Below are 16,742 nucleotides of genomic sequence, written 5' to 3'. Positions count from 1 at the left end.
TCCCCGCTGCTCCCCGCTGATCCCTGCCGGCTCCCTCTCCCCGTAAGGAAGTTCCATGCCCAGAACCCTCGTGCTCCGCGGGGCCGCCGCCGTCACCGGCAGCCTCGCCCTGACCGCCTCCCTGACCGCCTGCGGCGGCGCCTCCCCGGCCGGCCCGGCCGACTCCAAGGGCCCCGGGAAGGTCGTCACCGTCTACAGCGCCGACGGCCTCAAGAGCGAGAAGGGCGACGGCTGGTACGACCGGGTCTTCGCCGACTTCACCAAGAAGACCGGCATCGAGGTCAAGTACGTCGAGGGCGGCTCGGGCGAGATGGTGCAGCGCGCCGTCCGCGAGAAGACCAACACCCAGGCCGACGTGCTGATCACCCTGCCGCCCTTCATCCAGCAGGCCGACGGCAAGGGCCTGCTGCAGCCCTACGTCCCCCAGGGCGCCGACAAGGTCAACGGCGCGGACAAGTCCACCGACGGCAAGTGGACCTCGGTCGTCAACAACTACTTCGGCTTCGTCTACAACAAGAAGGAGCTCGCCGAGGCGCCCAAGACGTGGGAGGAGCTGCTGGACGCCCGCTACAAGGGCAAGCTGCAGTACTCCACGCCGGGCGTCGCGGGCGACGGTACCGCCGTCCTCATCAAGGCGATGCACGACTTCGGCGGCAAGGAGCCGGCGATGGACTACCTGAAGAAGCTCCAGGCCAACAACGTCGGCCCGTCCTCCTCCACCAGCAAGCTCGCGCCCAAGACCGACAAGGGCGAGCTGCTCGTGGCCAACGGCGACGTCCAGATGAACTTCGCGCAGTCCAAGTCCATGCCGAACCTGGGGATCTGGTTCCCCGCGAAGGACGGCGGCAGGCCCACCACCTTCGCCCTGCCCTACGCGGCGGGCCTGGTCGCCAAGGCCCCGCACACCGAGAACGGCAAGAAGCTCCTCGACCACCTGCTCACCGAGGAGGCGCAGAAGCTGGTCAGCGAGGTGGGCGGCGGCTTCCCGGCCCGCACCGACGTCAAGCCCACCGACGCCAACGCCGTCGAACTCACGCGGCTCATGAACGGTGTCGAGGTATTCGAGCCGGACTGGGCGGACGTCGACAAGAACCTCACCGCCTACGTCGACGCGTGGAAGTCGGCAACCGGAAGCTGACTGGTTGCTTCCAGGTCACCCTCCCGGCCACCCACGACCGGCAGAGTGTCCCGTGCATAACGGGTCTGGACCGAAGACCGCACCTTCGGTCCGGACCCGGCGCACGTCCCCAGCGCCTTCCTTCCACGATCACTCCCGGAGGAGTTCGTGTCGCCTGCCGTCCCCGCCGGACGCACCCTCGCCGTGGCCGTCACCGCCACCGCCCTGCTCGCCGCCGCCCTCGGCGCCCACCCCGCCACCGCCGCCCCGGCCGCCGCCACCGACAAGGTCCTCGTCATCGGTGTCGACGGCGCGGTCCTGGACCGCGTCAAGGCCGCCAACGCCCCCTACCTGAACGGTCTGATGGCCCAGGGGCTGACCGCCCGCAGCACCCTCTACGCGGGCCCGATGGCCGCCACCTCCTCGGGCCCCGGCTGGTCCACCATCGCCACCGGCGTCTGGCCCGACAAGCACGGGGTGAAGGACAACTCCTTCACCGGCAAGAACTACGCCGCGTACCCGGACTTCCTGACCCGCATCGAGAACGCCAGGCCGGCGCTCCACACGTACGCGGCCGCCGACTGGGAGCCCATCACCTCCACCGACCAGAACGGCCCGATCTTCTCCGCCAAGGTCGACAAGCGCCTCTCCCTCAAGGGCGACCGCGACGGCTACCGGGGCGAGGACCCGAAGGTGGCCGCCGCGGCCGCCACCGAACTGCGCACCCAGAACCCGGACGCCGCCTTCGTCTACCTCGGCGAGATCGACGCCGCCGGCCACTCCTACGGCGCCGCGAGTCAGCAGTACCTCGACGCCGTCGCCCGCGTCGACGCCCTGGTCGGCCAGCTGCTCACCGCCGTCCAGAACCGCCCGACGTACGGCCAGGAGAACTGGAAGATCCTGGTCACCACCGACCACGGCCACACCTCCTCCGGCGGCCACGGCGGCTCGACCATCGCCGAACGCGGCACCTTCGTGATCGCCAAGGGCGCCGGGATCCCCGCCGGTTCGGTCCGCGACGACGTCAAGCTCGCCGACGTGGCGGCGACCGCCCTCGCCCAGCTCGGCGTCGCCGCACCCGGCATCGACGGCGTCCCGCTGGGCTCCCCGGACAGCGACCCCTTCGACACCGTGCGCCCGGCCCTCCAGGCCCGGGTGGACGAGACGGGCATCCCGGCCGGGGTGAAGGGCTTCACGCACACCCCGCCCGCCGGCTGGTCCGTGGACAACTCCAAGATGGGCACGGGCGGCGTCACCGAGTGGGCCGGCTGGGCCTTCGCGACCGACGAGTTCTGGACCCAGTCGCAGCGCGACCAGTGGCGCGAGCTGAACGTCCGCTCCCGTGACGTCTTCGCCGTCGCCGACTCCGACGAGTGGGACGACAAGACCCACACCGGCACCTTCGACTCCACCCTCGTCACGCCCAAGTGGCCGGTCGCGGGCGGCAGTACGCGCACCCTCGCCTTCCGGTCGCACTACCGCCACGAGGCCGGCCAGACCGCCCAGGTCCTGGTCTCCTACGACGGCGGCACCCCGACGGTGGTGAAGACCTACACCGCCGACGCCGTCGCCAGGACCGAGTCCCTCGCCCTCCAGGTCCCGGCCGGCGCCACCGACGTACAGGTCCGCTTCCGCTACAGCGGCGACAACAACTGGTTCTGGGCCGTGGACGACGTGCGCCTGGGCTGACCGGCCGCCCCCGGAGTCCGGGCTGTGGACGGCAGGGACGGCCGCGGCCCGGCCCGGATAGGGTGGGGAGCAGGTGGTACAGACCAGAAGTCGAGGTCGCAGGTCAGCGAGAGCGGAGAGCAGTCCAGTGGCAGAGCGCAAGCCGATCGAATCGTGGCTCACCGACATGGACGGGGTCCTCATCCACGAGGGCACCCCGATCCCCGGCGCCGATGCCTTCATCAAGCGGCTGCGCGAGTCCGGCAAGCCCTTCCTGGTGCTGACCAACAACTCCATCTACACCCCGCGCGACCTCCAGGCCCGCCTGGCCCGGATGGGTCTGGACGTTCCCGTCGAGAACATCTGGACCTCCGCCCTGGCCACCGCGAAGTTCCTCGACGACCAGCGCCCGGGCGGCACGGCCTACGTCATCGGCGAGGCCGGTCTGACGACCGCCCTGCACGACATCGGCTACATCCTCACCGACCACGAGCCCGACTACGTGGTGCTGGGCGAGACCCGGACGTACAGCTTCGAGGCCATGACCAAGGCGGTCCGCCTGATCAACGCCGGGGCGCGTTTCATCTGCACCAACCCCGACGAGACCGGCCCGTCCACCGAGGGCCCGCTCCCGGCCACCGGTGCCGTGGCCGCGCTGATCACGAAGGCGACCGGCAAGCAGCCGTACTTCGCCGGCAAGCCGAACCCGCTGATGATGCGTACCGGCCTCAACGCCATCGGCGCGCATTCGGAGACCAGCGCGATGATCGGCGACCGGATGGACACGGACGTGCTGGCCGGACTGGAGGCGGGCATGCAGACCTTCCTCGTGCTGACCGGTCTGACCACCGAGCAGGACACCGAGAAGTTCCCGTACCGCCCGACCAGGACGGTCCCCTCGATCGCCGACCTGGTCGACCTGGTCTGACGGCCGGCAACCGGGCGGCCGGGCGGTTGGGCCTCCGGGCGGTTGGGCCTCCGGGGGACGCCGTCCGGGCGTACCGCGTTCGGGGCGTACGGCTGACACGTACGGCGCCGCTCCGGATGCGGAGCGGCGTGCCGCGCGTGAATCTCCTTGTCGAGGAGGTTCACCATGCGCAGTGTTCCGATCGCTGTCCGCACCGCCGCCGTGGCCGCCGTCCTGGCGGCCTTCTCCGCGGTGACCGCGCCGACCGCCCTCGCGGGCGAGGAGGACCGCGACCGCGGCAGCATCGCCGTCGACCCGAGCCCGGCCCACCCCGGAGCGCAGGTCAAGCTGCGCGTCCAGGGGTGTGACGGCAACCGGGGAGTGGCCAAGTCCTCCGTCTTCGTGGCGGACGCCGATCTCTACGGGCGCGACGGCGGTCGCCGCAGCCCGCTCTACGGCGACGCGATGATCAGCTCGCACGCCTCACCCGGCTGGCACGCCGTCCGGGTGTACTGCGACGGCGACGAGAAGTTCACCGGCTCGGTGCAGGTCTCCGCGCACCGCCACCCGTCCCACCACGCCTCGCCGGTCTGGCCGGTCCACGCGGGTGGCGGCGGCATGGCGGACCGCCCGGCGGAGGCTCCCGGCCTGGTCACCGCGGCGAAGAAGGAGAGCGGGTACGACGGCCCGGGGATGCCGCACACGGTGATCGGCGCGGTGCTCGCCGCGGTGGCGACGCTGGCCGTGGCGGGCCGGGCGCTGACCCTGCGCCGCCGCCGCAGCGGTGAGTGAGGGGACGGGCCCCGGGTGAGCGAGTGGCGGACGGCGGAGGCCAAGGCCTCCGCCGGGGGCCGGCTGCTGACCTTCGCGGCCTGGTCTGTACTGGTGCTGGGCCTGTGGCTGTGGGGCCGTGAGCTGACCGGCGCACCGGCCCCGCTCTCCGGACAGGCCGGCGGGGCGCTGAGTGCGGGGCTGCCGGCCGCGCACGCCCCCGTCGCCGGCTCCCTGCCGCAGCGCGTCGACGTGCCGTCCATAGGCATCCAGGCCCCGGTGGTGTCCCGGGGCCTGGACAAGGACGGTGCGATCGATCCGCCGCCGTACGACAACCCGGGCACGGTGGGCTGGTGGGGGCAGGGCGTCCAGCCGGGGGCGGCGGGGACGGCGCTGATGGTGGGGCACGTGGACACGCGGTCCAAGCCGGCAGTCTTCTACGGCCTGAGTTCGGCGCAGCCGGGTGACAAGGTGCGCGTGCTGCGGGCGGACGGATCCGTCGCCGAGTTCACGATCGAGGACGTACGGGTCTACGAGCGCGCGGCCTTCGACGCGCACAAGGCGTACGGTCCGCGGGTCCGGGGCCGGGCCGAGCTGCGGCTGGTGACCTGCGGGGGCACGTACGACAAGGCGGCCAAGGAGTACACGGCGAACGTGGTGGTCTCCGCCTACCTGACGGGCGTGGGCGTCCGCGCGGGCACGTCGGTCTAGGCGGCCGTCCGGCCCGGAGAACGAGGAAGCCCCTCACAGCTTTCGCTGTGAGGGGCTTCCTCCGTCTGTGCGCCGCCAGGGACTCGAACCCCGGACCCGCTGATTAAGAGTCAGCTGCTCTAACCAACTGAGCTAGCGGCGCTTGCTGACAGGGAAAACTCTACCCCACCTCCGCGGGTGCTCGTGACCAGCCACGCCCGCCTTGTCCGATTAACCCATGTTTGAGGGGTTTATCGTGCACGATATGTCTGCGCCGACCGCATCTGATGCTTTATCAGGTGCGGCCCCGGTCGACCACCGGAACAGCAGGGGAGTGGACGGAACCGCATGACGATGCAGCCCCCGACGCGTGTGCAGATGCCGATGCCCGCTTTCGAGGAGTACGAGCCCGCGGGCGACTGCGTGTGCCGGGGATGCGCCCAGCGCCGCCGCGCCCTCGCCCGGGCCAGGGCCATACCGCTCCGGGACGGCGGCCACCCCGCCGCGCGCGGGGCACGCCGGGCCCTGGTCCTGGCCACCGCCGCCGGAGTGGTCCTCGGCGGTGGCGGCGGAACCGCCGTGGCCCTGAGCACACCGGCCACCGGACCGGTGGCCCTCGACGACCCCGGCAGCCCGCAGGGCGGCCGCACCCCCCTGCACGGCCCGAAGGGCAAGCCCGGCAACCCCGGAGCCCCGGGCAAGCCGGGCGCCGTCAAGCGGATCGACCGCACGACGATCATCACCAGGGCGAAGCTGTGGCTGGACGCGCAGGTCCCGTACAGCATGTCGGCGTACTGGACGGACGGCTACCGCCAGGACTGCTCCGGCTACGTCTCCATGGCCTGGAACCTCGGCTCGAACGAGTGGACCGGCAGCCTCGACAAGTTCGCCACCAAGATCACGAAAGACGAGCTGCTGCCGGGGGACATGCTGCTCTTCCACAACCCGGCCGACCCCAACAACGGCTCACACGTCGTCCTCTTCGGCGGCTGGGTCGACGAGACGCGCACGCACTACGTGGCCTACGAGCAGACGCGCCCCACCACGCGGAAGCTGGCCACGCCCTACGGCTACTGGGCCAACGCGGCGAAGTACGTCCCGTACCGGTTCAACGGGGTGACGGGCGGCATCGTCCCGGAGGCCCCCGGCGCCGTCCCCGCCCCCGAACCGCCGGCGGCGGGCCCGAAGCCGGGCGACGCGACCAAGACCTTCCCGGGCGCGGACAAGTTCGCCCCGGGCGCCACTAACGACCACGTGGCCCAGCTGGGCCGGATGCTGATCGAGCGCGGCGCGTACCGCTTCTACCCCAAGGGGGTGGCCGACCGGACGTGGAGCGACCACGACAAGCTCGCCACCCAGGCCTTCCAGCGCGCACAGGGCTGGACGGGCGCCGACGCCGACGGCATCCCCGGCGCGCACACCTGGCGCCTGCTCGTCGACAAGCAGGGCAGGAACATCCCGCCGACGGTGGGCGCGGCGCCCGGCCCGGGCGGCGTACGGGCCTACCCGGGGCCCGCGGTGTTCCGCCCGGGCCAGTCCCACCCGGCCGTCGAAGCCCTCGGCCGGCAGCTGGTGAAGAAGGGCTTCGGCAAGTACTACACGTCCGGTCCGGGCGCCCGCTGGGGTGAGGCCGACCGCCGCAACGTCGAGGCCTTCCAGCGTGCGCAGGGCTGGCGCGGGGCCGCGGCCAACGGCTACCCGGGCCCGGAAACCTGGCGCCGGCTGTTCGCATGACGGAGGTAACGATGTTTCCCACGCGCACCACCTCGACGACGGGCACCCTCCGCGTACCGGCCGCCACCGCTGCCGCCGCGACCTCCTTCGGCTGGGCCACCACGACCCCGACCCTGTCCCTGCGGGTAGCCGCGCCGGAGCCCACAGGCGAAGCCGAGCGGCGGCCGGACCCGTCGGCCGCCCCCGCCACCGTCCCGGCACCCGTGGCCGCCCCCGCCACCGTCCCGGCGCCCGCGGCCGCGCCGCCGGGCCCTGCGGCCCGGTGCGGGACGCCGGTGGCGGTGGCCCCCGTGCCGCCCGTCGCCGCGGCGGTCGCGGAGGCCCGCCCCGCCGAGGGGGCGGAGCCGTCGGCCGGGCCGGCCGCGGCCCTGGCGCCTCCGGCGGCGGTCCGGGAGGCCGTGCCCGCGGGGCAGGCTTCGCCTCCGGCGACGGTTCGCGCTCTGCACGCCGTGCGTGAGGGGGAACCCGGGACGGTGTCCCCCTCCGCCCCGCTGGGCACGTACCGCCCGCCCCGGGCGGCGGAGGCCCCGCTCGCCGGTTCCGCCCCGTGTTCCGTGCCCGCGCCCGCGCCCGTGCCCGTGCGGCAGCCGTCGCCCCGCGCGACGGCGGGGACGGAGTACGTCCCCGCCTCCGGGCCGGCGGCCGTGCCCGCACCGCAGTCCGCACAGCAGTCCGCGCCGGAGTTCGCACCGCAGTCCGCGGCCTCCGGCCCGGCGGACGTGCCCGCACCGCAGTCCGCACAGCAGTCCGCACCGCAGTCCGCACCGCAGTCCGCACAGCAGTCCGCGCCGGAGGAGCGGGACACCGGGACCATGGCCGCCCCGACGGGGGGCGTCGGGGGCCCCGCAGCGCTTTCGCCCCGCGCGGCGGCGGAGGACGTTTCCGTGCCCGCGCGCCGACGGACCGCGGAGCACGTACCCGGCTCCGGTCCGGCGGCGGTGTCCGCACCGGACGCCGTGCCCGCCGGTCAGGCTCCGCCTCCGCCGACAGGCCCGGGATCTGGACCCGCACCGCTGGCGGGGCGCGGGGCGCAGGACGCCCCCGCACACGGCGCTGCGACGGTGCCTGCACCGCAGTCCGCGCCGGTGGAGCGGGACTCAGGGCCCCTGACCGCCCCGGCGGCCGTGCCCCCACCGGACGGCGGGCAGGCTTCGCTCCCCGCAACCGCGGCGGCGGAGGACGAGCCCGCAGGGCCGGCTTCGCGCCGCGAGGACGGATCCGCGCCGCAGTCCACGACGGCGGCGCGGGGGGCCGGCGCCGGCTCGGTACCGGCGTCGGCCGAGGCGGTGGTGCCCGCCGCGCGGGAGGCGGTCGAGCCCGGGCCCGGCTCGGGCGGCGCGGACCGGCAGTGCGACGGGCCCGGCGCGGCGAACTCCGGCGTGCCCGGGCCCGGGGTGGCCGAGATCGTCGCCCGGGCGGTGGCACGCGCCATGGACGAGGACGACACGCAGGGCCTCCCGAACGTCGCCACCCCCCGTCGCGGGAGCGCCGTCACCGAGGTTCCGCTGCACCTCCCGTTCCGTGCCGCGTCGACGGTCCCCCTGCCGGAGCGCGCGCGCGCCGCCGCGCCCCACCCCGCGCGTCCCGCCCCCGGCCGCCGGGTCCCCCGCGGGGACGACCGGCTCCGGGAGCACCGCGGCCCGGTGCTGCCCGGCTGGGTCGGCGTGGCCGTGGGCGGCCTCGCCCTGGCCGGCTGCACGGCGGTGCTCTGGCGGGCCGGGATCCTCCCCGCCCCCCTCGTCGCCGCCTTCGGCGCGGCCCCCCGCGCCTACCAGGGCCTGCGCGCCGTGCACTGGCCGCCGCTCGCCTTCCTCGGCATCGTCGCCCTCATCGCGCTCGGCGGCCTCGGCCGGGCCCGTACCGGCCACGCCTGGGTGCTCACCCTCTTCGGCCGCTACCGCGGCACGGTCCGCCGCACCGGCCTGACCTGGGTCAGCCCCCTCCTGCTGCGCCGCCGGGTCGACGTGCGGCTGCGCCACTGGCGCAGCGACCCGATGCCCGCCGTCGACTCCGGCGGCCTCGCCCTCCAGGTCGTCGTCCAGGTCGTCTGGCAGGTCAAGGACACCGCCCGGGCCACGCTCGCCGTCGCGGACCACACCGAGTACCTCGCCGAACAGGTCGAGTCGGCCATGGCCCGCGTGCTCTCCCAGCTCCCGGCGGACGCCTTCCACGAGGACGCCCCGACCCTGCGCGACGCCGAGGCCGTCGGCGACGCGCTGACCCGGATGCTGGCGGCGGAGACGGAGGCGGTCGGGATCGAGGTGTTCTCGGCCCAGCCGACCCGGATCGAGTACGCGGCCGAGGTCGCCGAGGCCATGCGCCGCCGCCGGGTCGCGGCGATCGACGCCAAGCACCGGGACGCCGTACTGACCTCGGTGGTGGACGCCGTGGACGACACCGTCCACCGGCTGACCTCGCGCGGACTCGTCGAGCTCGACGACTACGAGCGCAAGGCCCTGGTGAAGGACCTCACGGTCGCCTTCTACACGGGACGCACCGAGTAGCGGAACACGCATCAGAACGCGCATCGGGACGCACTGCGCAACGGGGAACGGGTGGCCGGAAGGGACCGGACCACCCGTTTTCCCATTGGTATGGACATGGCCAACTCTCGTCAATAATCTGGGACTTGGTCTAGACCTGAATCCCCACACGCGCGCGCTCGCCGAACTCCCCCCACGTTCAAGGAGCATCATGCGTAACGTCCGCATGCCCGGACGGGCCGGCGTCGCCGCGCTCGGCCTCGGCCTCGTCGCCGGAATCACCCTCATCGGCGCCCCCAGCGCCAGCAGTCACGGCTACACCGACACCCCCATCAGCCGCCAGAAGCTCTGCGCCAACAAGACCGTGTCCGACTGTGGCGCGATCCAGTGGGAGCCGCAGAGCGTCGAGGGCTTCAAGGGCTTCCCGGCCGCCGGCCCCGCCGACGGCAAGATATGTTCCGGCGGCCTCCCGCAGTTCGCCGAGCTCGACAACCCGCGCGGCGGCGCCTGGCCCACCACCAAGGTGGCAAGCGGCCAGAGCTACGGCTTCCGGTGGCAGTTCACCGCCAACCACTCCACCACCGACTTCAAGTACTACGTCACCAAGAACGGCTGGACCGGCACCAAGGCCCTCACCCGCGCCGACCTCGAACCCCAGCCCTTCCTCACCGTCGCCTACAACGGCGCCCGCCCCGCCATGACCACCGTCCACCAGGGCGCCATGCCCAGCGGCAAGACCGGCCGGCACCTGATCCTGGCGGTCTGGACCGTCAACGACACCCCGATGGCCTTCTACGCCTGCTCGGACGTTCAGTTCTGACGGTACGTCAGCTACCCTCCGGCGGCATGCGGACGACGACAGCACCCGAAACCGTCGCGGAGCTCATGGCGTGCCAATGGGGCGACCACCGGCCCGGGCTGATGTACGAGGACGGCGAACGGCACGTCCTCACCCGCCACCGGACCGCCCAGGAAGCCGCAGCACGCGCCGCACTGCTCGTCGACCTCATGCCCGCGGAGGCCGAGCCCCACCTCGGGGTCCTGCTCGACAACACCCCCGAGTTCCCGTTCTGGCTCGGCGCGGCGGCCCTCACCGGGGCCGCCGTCGCCGGGATCAACCCCACCCGGCGCGGCCCGGAACTCGCCCGCGACATCCTGCACACCGACTGCCGGCTCCTGATCACCGAGCCCGCCCACCTGCCCCTGCTGCGCGGCCTCGACCTGCCCGGCGTACGCGTCCTGGTCACCGGCACCGAGGAGTACGAGGCGCTCCTCGCCCCCTACGCCGCCGCCGAGCCCGGCGAAGCCACGCTGCGCGCCACCGGCCCCGGCCGTGACTCCCGCCTCCTCCTCTACTTCACCTCCGGCTCCACCGGCGCTCCCAAGGCGGCCATCTGCAGCCAGGGCCGGCTCGCCGCCGCCGGAGCCTCACTGGCCCGCCAGTTCTCCGTCGGCCCGGACGACGTCCACTACGTCTGCATGCCGCTCTTCCACGGCAACGCCGTCATCGCCGACTGGCTCCCGGCGCTCGTCGGCGGAGCTGCGGTGGCGCTGCGCCGCCGCTTCTCCGCCTCGGCGTTCCTGGACGACGTACAGGCGTACGGGGCCACGTACTTCACCTACGTCGGCCGGGCCGTCCAGTACCTCCTCGCCACCGAGCCCCGCCCCGACGACCGCGACCACCGCTTGCGGCTCGGCTTCGGCACCGAGGCCGGGGCGGTGGACGCGGCACGCTTCGCGGAACGTTTCGGCGTCCGCCTGGTGGAGGGCTACGGCGCCACCGAGGGCGGCGCCTCCGTCCAGCGCACCCCGGACACCCCGTCGGGCGCCCTGGGCCGCGCCGGCGCGGGCGACGACCTGGCGGTGATCGACCCGGAGACGGGCGAGGAATGCCCGCCGGCCGTCCTGGACGGGGACGGCCGTCTCCTCAACGGCTCGGCCGCGATCGGCGAACTCGTCAACCGGGGCCGCAGCCTGTTCGAGGGCTACTGGCGCAACCCGGACGCCGAGGCCGAACGCACCCGGGACGGCTGGTACTGGACCGGAGACCTCTTCTTCCGGGACGCGGCCGGCTTCCTCTACTTCGCCGGCCGCACCGACGACCGGCTCCGCGTCGACAGCGAGAACCTGGCCGCGGCGGTGATCGAGAACATCCTGGCCCGCTGGCCGGACGCGACGGCGGTCGCCGTCTACGGCGTCCCGGACGAGGTGGCGGGCGACCAGGTGATGGCGGCCCTCTCCCTCCGGGACGGCGCGGTGTTCTCCCCGGAGGCGTTCGAGGACTTCCTCTCCCGCCAGCCGGACCTGGGCACGAAGATGGCCCCGCGCTACGTCCGTGTCGTCCCGAGGATGCCGGTCACCGCGACGAACAAGGTCCACCGGGTGGCCCTCCGCCGGGCCGGCTTCCGCTGTGGGGACCCGGTCTGGCACCGGTCCTCCGCCGGGGGCTACGCCGTGCTGACCCCGTCGGCCCTGTCCGCCCTCCTCGCCACCTACGAGGCCCAGGGCCGCCTCGACCTCCTGCAGCGCTAGGCGCGCACCGCCGCTGCGGGGCGCTGCCCCGCCCCCTCCCCCCTCGTTCCGGCCGTCCGGTGATGGGGGACCGGGTCCGGACGGAGCCCGGCTTTCGGCCCCGCCGGCGATCGGGGCGCGGGTCCGGGCAGCGCCCGGGAAGCACCCGCGCCACGGGGACCGCACCGCCCGCCGGGGCTCGGGGTAGGGCCGGCCCCACCCCCCGCCCGCCCCCTGGGCCCATGGTTCCGCCGGAGGGCACCCCGTTAGCGTGCCCTCATGGACGACGCCCGCACCCCCTGGCAGGCACTGGCCGACGGCAGGTACCTCCGCTCCGCCTGGCCCTGGCGCGCCGCCGGGTACCTCGCCGGTGGCGCCCTCACCGGCCCGCCGCTCCTCCTCGGCCTCGTTCTCCTCGCCGCGGTCGGCGTCATCGCCTTCCCCCTCCTCGCCCTGCTCGGCCTCGCCGGGGTCCCGGCCGCCGCGGTCGAGCGCCGCCGTCTGCGGATCGTCGACTCCGACCCGGCCCCCACCCCGCACCGCACGCCCGCCGAGCCCGGCCTCCTCGCCTGGGCCCGGCTGCGCTACCGCGAGCCGGCCACCTGGCGGGAGCTCGCCCACGCCGTCCTGCACGGGTTCCTGCTGTGGTGGGTCGACCTCGCCGCCCTGGTGGCCCTCCTCGGGCTGCCCCTCCTGCTGCTGGCCACCCCGCTCCAGCTCGCCCTCGCCGCCGACGGCGAGGTCAGGGTGCTCAAGCTCTGGCTGGTCACCTCCTACCCCGCCGCCCTCGCCCTCGCCGCCGCCGGGGCCGTGCTCCTGCCCGCCCTCCTCTATCCCCTCGGCGCCCTCGCCGGCGCCCGCGCCGCCCTCACCCGCGCCCTCCTCGCGCCCCGCGAGCGCGAGCTCCGCGTCCTGCTCACCGAGGTCACCCGTTCCCGTGCCCGGCTCGTCGACGCCTTCGAGGCCGAGCGTCGCCGGATCGAGCGCGACCTCCACGACGGAGCCCAGCAGCGGCTCGTCGCCCTCACCATGACCCTCGGCCTCGCCCGCCTCGACGCCCCGCCCGGCCCGCTCGCCGACCGGCTCGACACCGCCCACGCCGAGGCCGGCCGGGTCCTCGCGGAGCTGCGCGAGCTGATCCACGGCATCCATCCCCAGGTGCTCACCGACTACGGCCTGGCCGGCGCCCTCGCCGACGTCGCCGAGCGTTCCGCCGTCCCCGTCGCCACCGATCTGTGCGCCGACCTGCCCCGGCTGCCCGAGTCCGTCGAGGCCGCCGCGTACTTCGGTGTCTGCGAGGCCCTCGCCAACATCGGCCGGCACAGCGGTGCCAGCCGGGCCGCCCTCGCCGCCCGTCACACCGGCGGGGCGCTGCTGATCGACGTGACCGACGACGGACGCGGCGGCGCCGATCCGGCCGCCGGTTCCGGACTGACCGGACTCGCCGACCGGATCGCGGTCCTCGATGGCACACTGACGATCACCAGCCCGCCCGGCGGCCCGACCGTCCTGAGCCTGGAGATCCCGTGCCCGGTGAGCAGCCCCGAGAGCAGCGCCCCTTGAAGATCGTCCTCGCCGAGGACGGGGTCCTGCTCCGCGAAGGGCTCGTCGGTCTGCTGACGCGTTTCGGCCACGAGGTGGCCGCCGCCGTCGGGGACGCGGACGCGCTCCGCACCGCCGTCGCCGACCGCGCCCCGGACATCGTCGTGACCGACGTACGGATGCCCCCGGGCTTCGGCGACGAGGGGCTGCGCGCCGCCGTGGAGCTGCGGGCGGCCCGCCCCGCCCTGCCGGTCCTCGTGCTCAGCCAGTACGTGCAGCGTTCGTACGCGGCCGATCTGCTGGACTCCGGCGACGGCAGCGGCGTCGGCTACCTGCTCAAGGACCGGGTCGGCCATGTGGAGCAGTTCCTCGACGCCGTGGTCACCGTGGCCGGCGGCGGCACCGTCGTCGACCCCGAGGTCGTGCGTCAGCTGCTGCGCCGGCGGCGTGATCCGCTGGCCGCGCTGACCCCGCGCGAGCGGGAGGTGCTGGGCCTGGTCGCGGAGGGCCGGTCCAACGGGTCCATCGCCCGGGAGCTGGTGGTGTCCGAGGCGGCCGTCGGCAAACACATCGGGAACATCCTGGGAAAGCTGGACCTGCCGCCCGCCGAGGACACCCACCGCCGGGTGCTGGCGGTCCTCGCCTACCTCCGTGGGTAATGGTTTGGAGCACCCCTGGGGACCAGGTAGTATTTTCTCTGTCAGCAGGCGCCGCTAGCTCAGTTGGTTAGAGCAGCTGACTCTTAATCAGCGGGTCCGGGGTTCGAGTCCCTGGCGGCGCACCTGTCCTTCGGGCGGTTTCCGGTTCACCGGGAACCGCCCGAAGTGTTTTCCGGCCCTTCGCGCCCGTCGGCGCCGCCGTTCCGCCGGAGTCCGAGGCTCCCGGCTAGAGCGTGAGCGACAGCAGCAGCGGTGCGGCCTTCCGGTTCAGGGTGTCGGCCGCGGCCCGCAGCCGGTGCGCGTGCTCGACCGGCATCGACAGCGCCAGGCAGCCGACCGAGGCGCCCGCCGTGATCGGAACCGCCGCGCAGACCGTGCCCACGGCGTACTCCTGCAGGTCCAGCATGGGGACGGTGGCCGGCTGTGCGTCCAGCTTCGAGAAGAGGATCCGCTCGTTCACGATGGTCTTGGACGTGAGCCGGGCGATCTTGTGCCGGGACAGGTGGTCGCGCCGCCCGTTCAGGTCGAGCTGCGTCAGCAGGCACTTGCCGACCGCGCTGGCGTGGGCGGCGGAGCGGAAGTCGACCCACTCGTGGACCTTCGGGGTGCGGGGACTGTCCGCGAACTGCGTGATCCTGACCTCGCCGTCCACGTACCGGCTGATGTAGACGGCCGCGCCGACCGAGTCGCGCAGCCGGTCGAGGGTCTCCTGGAGCTTGTCGGTCAGGGCCTGCTGGCGGTCGGTGCCGGAGCCGAGCAGGACCAGGGAATCCCCTATGGCGTACGCGCCGTCCGCCACCTGCAGGACGTATCCCTCCCGGCGCAGCATGAGCAGCATCGGGGCGAGATGGACTGCGGGCAGGCCGGTCTCACGCGCGATCTGCACGTCGGTCACACCACCGGTGTGCCGTGCGATCGTTTCGAGTACGCGCAGTGCGTACTGCACCGAGTGGAACGGCGCGGTCGGCTCGGGCTTCAGCGCCACGGTTTCCCCCTAGCAGGTTGTTACCGCTTGCCCTACCACGATAGCCATCAAGAGGCCCATGTGGAGCGCCTGTTGAGGAGATTGATGGCTCAATCACGTCTGTCTGCCTGGACCTACGCCATTGGCATATGCCAGAGGCATGGGCACAGTCGCCCCGCAGGGGGAATGCCCGGCGGCCGTCCACGGTTCGAGTTCTTCGTACGGTGTCGCACGGGCGTCGTGCGGACGTGGACCACGGGACGGGAGCGACGATGAGTGACACCGGGGACGTGCACGGCGCGGCGGACGGGCTGTCCGGCGGCGGCGCCGAGGACCGGGGCGGCGGCCGGGCCGGGAGCGCGCAGGCGCAGGGGGACCGCAACGGCATACGGGGTACCGCCCACGGCCGGGCGCCCGTACCGCTCTCCGTCCTCGACCTCGTCACCGTCGGCGCCGGCAGCACCGCCCACGACTCCCTGCGCACCAGTGTGGCCATCGCCCGCCTGGCCGAATCCCGCGGCTACCACCGCCACTGGGTCGCCGAGCACCACTCCATGCCCGGCGTCGCCAGCTCCTCCCCGGCCGTGATCCTGGCCCACCTCGCCGCGCACACCTCCCGCATCCGGCTCGGATCCGGCGGCGTGATGCTGCCCAACCACGCCCCGCTCGCCGTCGCCGAGCAGTTCGGCACCCTGGAGGCGCTCGCCCCGGGCCGGATCGACCTCGGCCTCGGCCGGGCCCCCGGCACCGACGGCCGTACCGCCGCCGCCCTGCGCGGGCCAGGACGCGTCGAAGAGGGCGCGGACGAGTTCCCGCGCCGGCTCATGGAGCTCACCCGCTTCCTCGACGACGACTTCCCGGACGGGCATCCCTACGCCCGCGTGCACGCCGTGCCGGGTCCGGTGCAGGGCCCGGCCGGGCGGCCGCCGCTGTGGCTGCTCGGCTCCTCCGGCTTCAGTGCGCAGCTCGCCGGCGAGCTCGGCCTGCCCTTCGCCTACGCCCACCACTTCTCCGCGGCCGGCACCCTGCCCGCGCTCGACCTCTACCGCAGCAGCTTCCGGCCCTCAGCCGTCCTGGACGCCCCCTACGCCGTCATCGGGGTTTCGGCGCTCGCCGCCGACACCGACGCGGAGGCCCGCGCCCAGGTGGCCACGGGCGCGCTGTCGATGCTGCGGCTGCGCACCGGACGCCCGGGGCTGGTGCCCACACCCGAGGAGGCGGCGGCGTACCCCTACACCGCGCTGGAGCGGGAGTTCGTGGACGGCTGGCTCGCCAACATCGTCCACGGCACCCCCGACGCGGTCGCCGACGGGCTCGACGCCCTCGCCAAGCGCACCGGCGCGGACGAGCTGATGCTGACCGCCAATGCCCACAGCGGCGCCGCCCGACTGCGTTCGTACGGACTGGTCGCAGATGCGTACGGCATGCCCGCGGAGGCGCTCGAGGTCAACTGAACGCCGGATAACGGGGTTTGGCTGGTTCATTGCCGAAACCTTGCGCGAGCGTGTCTCAAGGGAACCTTAAACCGCTCGTCACCCGGGGTGGCGAGCGGTTTCTGATGCGCGTTCAGGTCTCTGACTTGGGGAAATGGCGCCGGAGTGGTCTAGTCCTTCTTTGGTCCGAACCATTGACGCGGGGCTGGAGTGATCGCTATCACTTCTCTCACCCGAACCTCCCGCTCTCTCCTCCCAGCCCC

General features: G+C 73.7%; 13 protein-coding genes and 2 tRNA genes. 13 read left to right on the top strand and 2 right to left on the bottom strand.

The window, feature by feature from the left end:
• Positions 1 to 55 precede the first annotated feature (55 nt).
• The 5 genes from IH80_RS0127850 (at position 56) to IH80_RS0127830 (ending at position 5,174) form a co-directional block, all read left to right on the top strand.
• A complete protein-coding gene (locus IH80_RS0127850) occupies positions 56 to 1,138 on the top strand; it encodes a 2-aminoethylphosphonate ABC transporter substrate-binding protein (RefSeq protein WP_030964166.1) in 1,083 nt (360 codons plus the stop codon).
• 147 nt (positions 1,139 to 1,285) lie between these two features.
• Positions 1,286 to 2,806 carry an alkaline phosphatase family protein gene (locus tag IH80_RS0127845; protein WP_030964165.1) on the top strand — a complete coding sequence of 507 codons (1,521 nt, stop codon included), beginning with the start codon at positions 1,286 to 1,288 and terminating at the stop codon, positions 2,804 to 2,806.
• 127 nt (positions 2,807 to 2,933) lie between these two features.
• On the top strand, positions 2,934 to 3,713 hold the full coding sequence (locus IH80_RS0127840; protein ID WP_030964163.1) for an HAD-IIA family hydrolase: 780 nt from the start codon (positions 2,934 to 2,936) through the stop codon (positions 3,711 to 3,713).
• Between the two features lie 165 nt (positions 3,714 to 3,878).
• Entirely contained in the window at positions 3,879 to 4,484 is a 606-nt protein-coding gene (locus IH80_RS0127835; protein ID WP_030964162.1) for a hypothetical protein, read from the top strand.
• Positions 4,485 to 4,499: 15 nt separating this feature from the next.
• Positions 4,500 to 5,174 carry a class F sortase gene (locus IH80_RS0127830; protein ID WP_030964159.1) on the top strand — a complete coding sequence of 225 codons (675 nt, stop codon included), beginning with the start codon at positions 4,500 to 4,502 and terminating at the stop codon, positions 5,172 to 5,174.
• 68 nt (positions 5,175 to 5,242) lie between these two features.
• On the opposite strand, the gene IH80_RS0127825 is transcribed toward IH80_RS0127830, so the two are convergent.
• A tRNA-Lys gene (locus tag IH80_RS0127825) sits at positions 5,243 to 5,316 on the bottom strand.
• 215 nt (positions 5,317 to 5,531) lie between these two features.
• Between IH80_RS0127825 and IH80_RS0127820 the strand changes: the two genes are divergently transcribed.
• From IH80_RS0127820 to IH80_RS0127790, 7 genes are all read left to right on the top strand, one after another.
• Positions 5,532 to 6,887: a peptidoglycan-binding protein gene (locus tag IH80_RS0127820; RefSeq protein WP_030964156.1), complete on the top strand. Its 1,356-nt coding sequence runs from the start codon at positions 5,532 to 5,534 to the stop codon at positions 6,885 to 6,887.
• Positions 6,888 to 6,898: 11 nt separating this feature from the next.
• Entirely contained in the window at positions 6,899 to 9,391 is a 2,493-nt protein-coding gene (locus IH80_RS46270; protein ID WP_234432404.1) for an SPFH domain-containing protein, read from the top strand.
• Positions 9,392 to 9,596: 205 nt separating this feature from the next.
• The gene (locus IH80_RS0127810) at positions 9,597 to 10,190 is read left to right on the top strand and encodes a lytic polysaccharide monooxygenase auxiliary activity family 9 protein (protein ID WP_030964154.1); all 594 of its coding nucleotides are present in this window, start codon (positions 9,597 to 9,599) and stop codon (positions 10,188 to 10,190) included.
• Between the two features lie 26 nt (positions 10,191 to 10,216).
• A complete protein-coding gene (locus IH80_RS0127805; RefSeq protein WP_030964152.1) occupies positions 10,217 to 11,902 on the top strand; it encodes an AMP-binding protein in 1,686 nt (561 codons plus the stop codon).
• 258 nt (positions 11,903 to 12,160) lie between these two features.
• A complete protein-coding gene (locus tag IH80_RS0127800) occupies positions 12,161 to 13,444 on the top strand; it encodes a sensor histidine kinase (protein WP_030964151.1) in 1,284 nt (427 codons plus the stop codon).
• Positions 13,441 to 14,082 carry a LuxR C-terminal-related transcriptional regulator gene (locus IH80_RS0127795; protein WP_037881293.1) on the top strand — a complete coding sequence of 214 codons (642 nt, stop codon included), beginning with the start codon at positions 13,441 to 13,443 and terminating at the stop codon, positions 14,080 to 14,082. The genes IH80_RS0127800 and IH80_RS0127795 overlap by 4 nt, the downstream gene beginning before the upstream one ends.
• A 48-nt stretch (positions 14,083 to 14,130) precedes the next feature.
• Positions 14,131 to 14,204: transfer RNA gene (locus tag IH80_RS0127790), tRNA-Lys, on the top strand.
• A 104-nt stretch (positions 14,205 to 14,308) separates the two neighbouring features.
• On the opposite strand, the gene IH80_RS0127785 is transcribed toward IH80_RS0127790, so the two are convergent.
• On the bottom strand, positions 14,309 to 15,067 hold the full coding sequence (locus IH80_RS0127785; protein WP_030964149.1) for an IclR family transcriptional regulator: 759 nt from the start codon (positions 15,065 to 15,067) through the stop codon (positions 14,309 to 14,311).
• 251 nt (positions 15,068 to 15,318) lie between these two features.
• Here IH80_RS0127785 and IH80_RS0127780 point away from each other — a divergent pair, with 251 nt between their 5' ends.
• Positions 15,319 to 16,500 (top strand): LLM class flavin-dependent oxidoreductase, encoded by a 1,182-nt coding sequence (locus IH80_RS0127780; protein WP_030964148.1) that lies wholly within the window; start codon positions 15,319 to 15,321, stop codon positions 16,498 to 16,500.
• The last annotated feature ends 242 nt before the right edge of the window (positions 16,501 to 16,742 follow it).

The sequence above is a fragment of the Streptomyces sp. NRRL S-378 genome, from assembly GCF_000720645.1.
GTDB lineage: Bacteria > Actinomycetota > Actinomycetes > Streptomycetales > Streptomycetaceae > Streptomyces.
The sequence above is the reverse complement of the archived record's forward strand: the minus strand, read 5'-3'. Positions and strand labels throughout refer to the sequence as shown.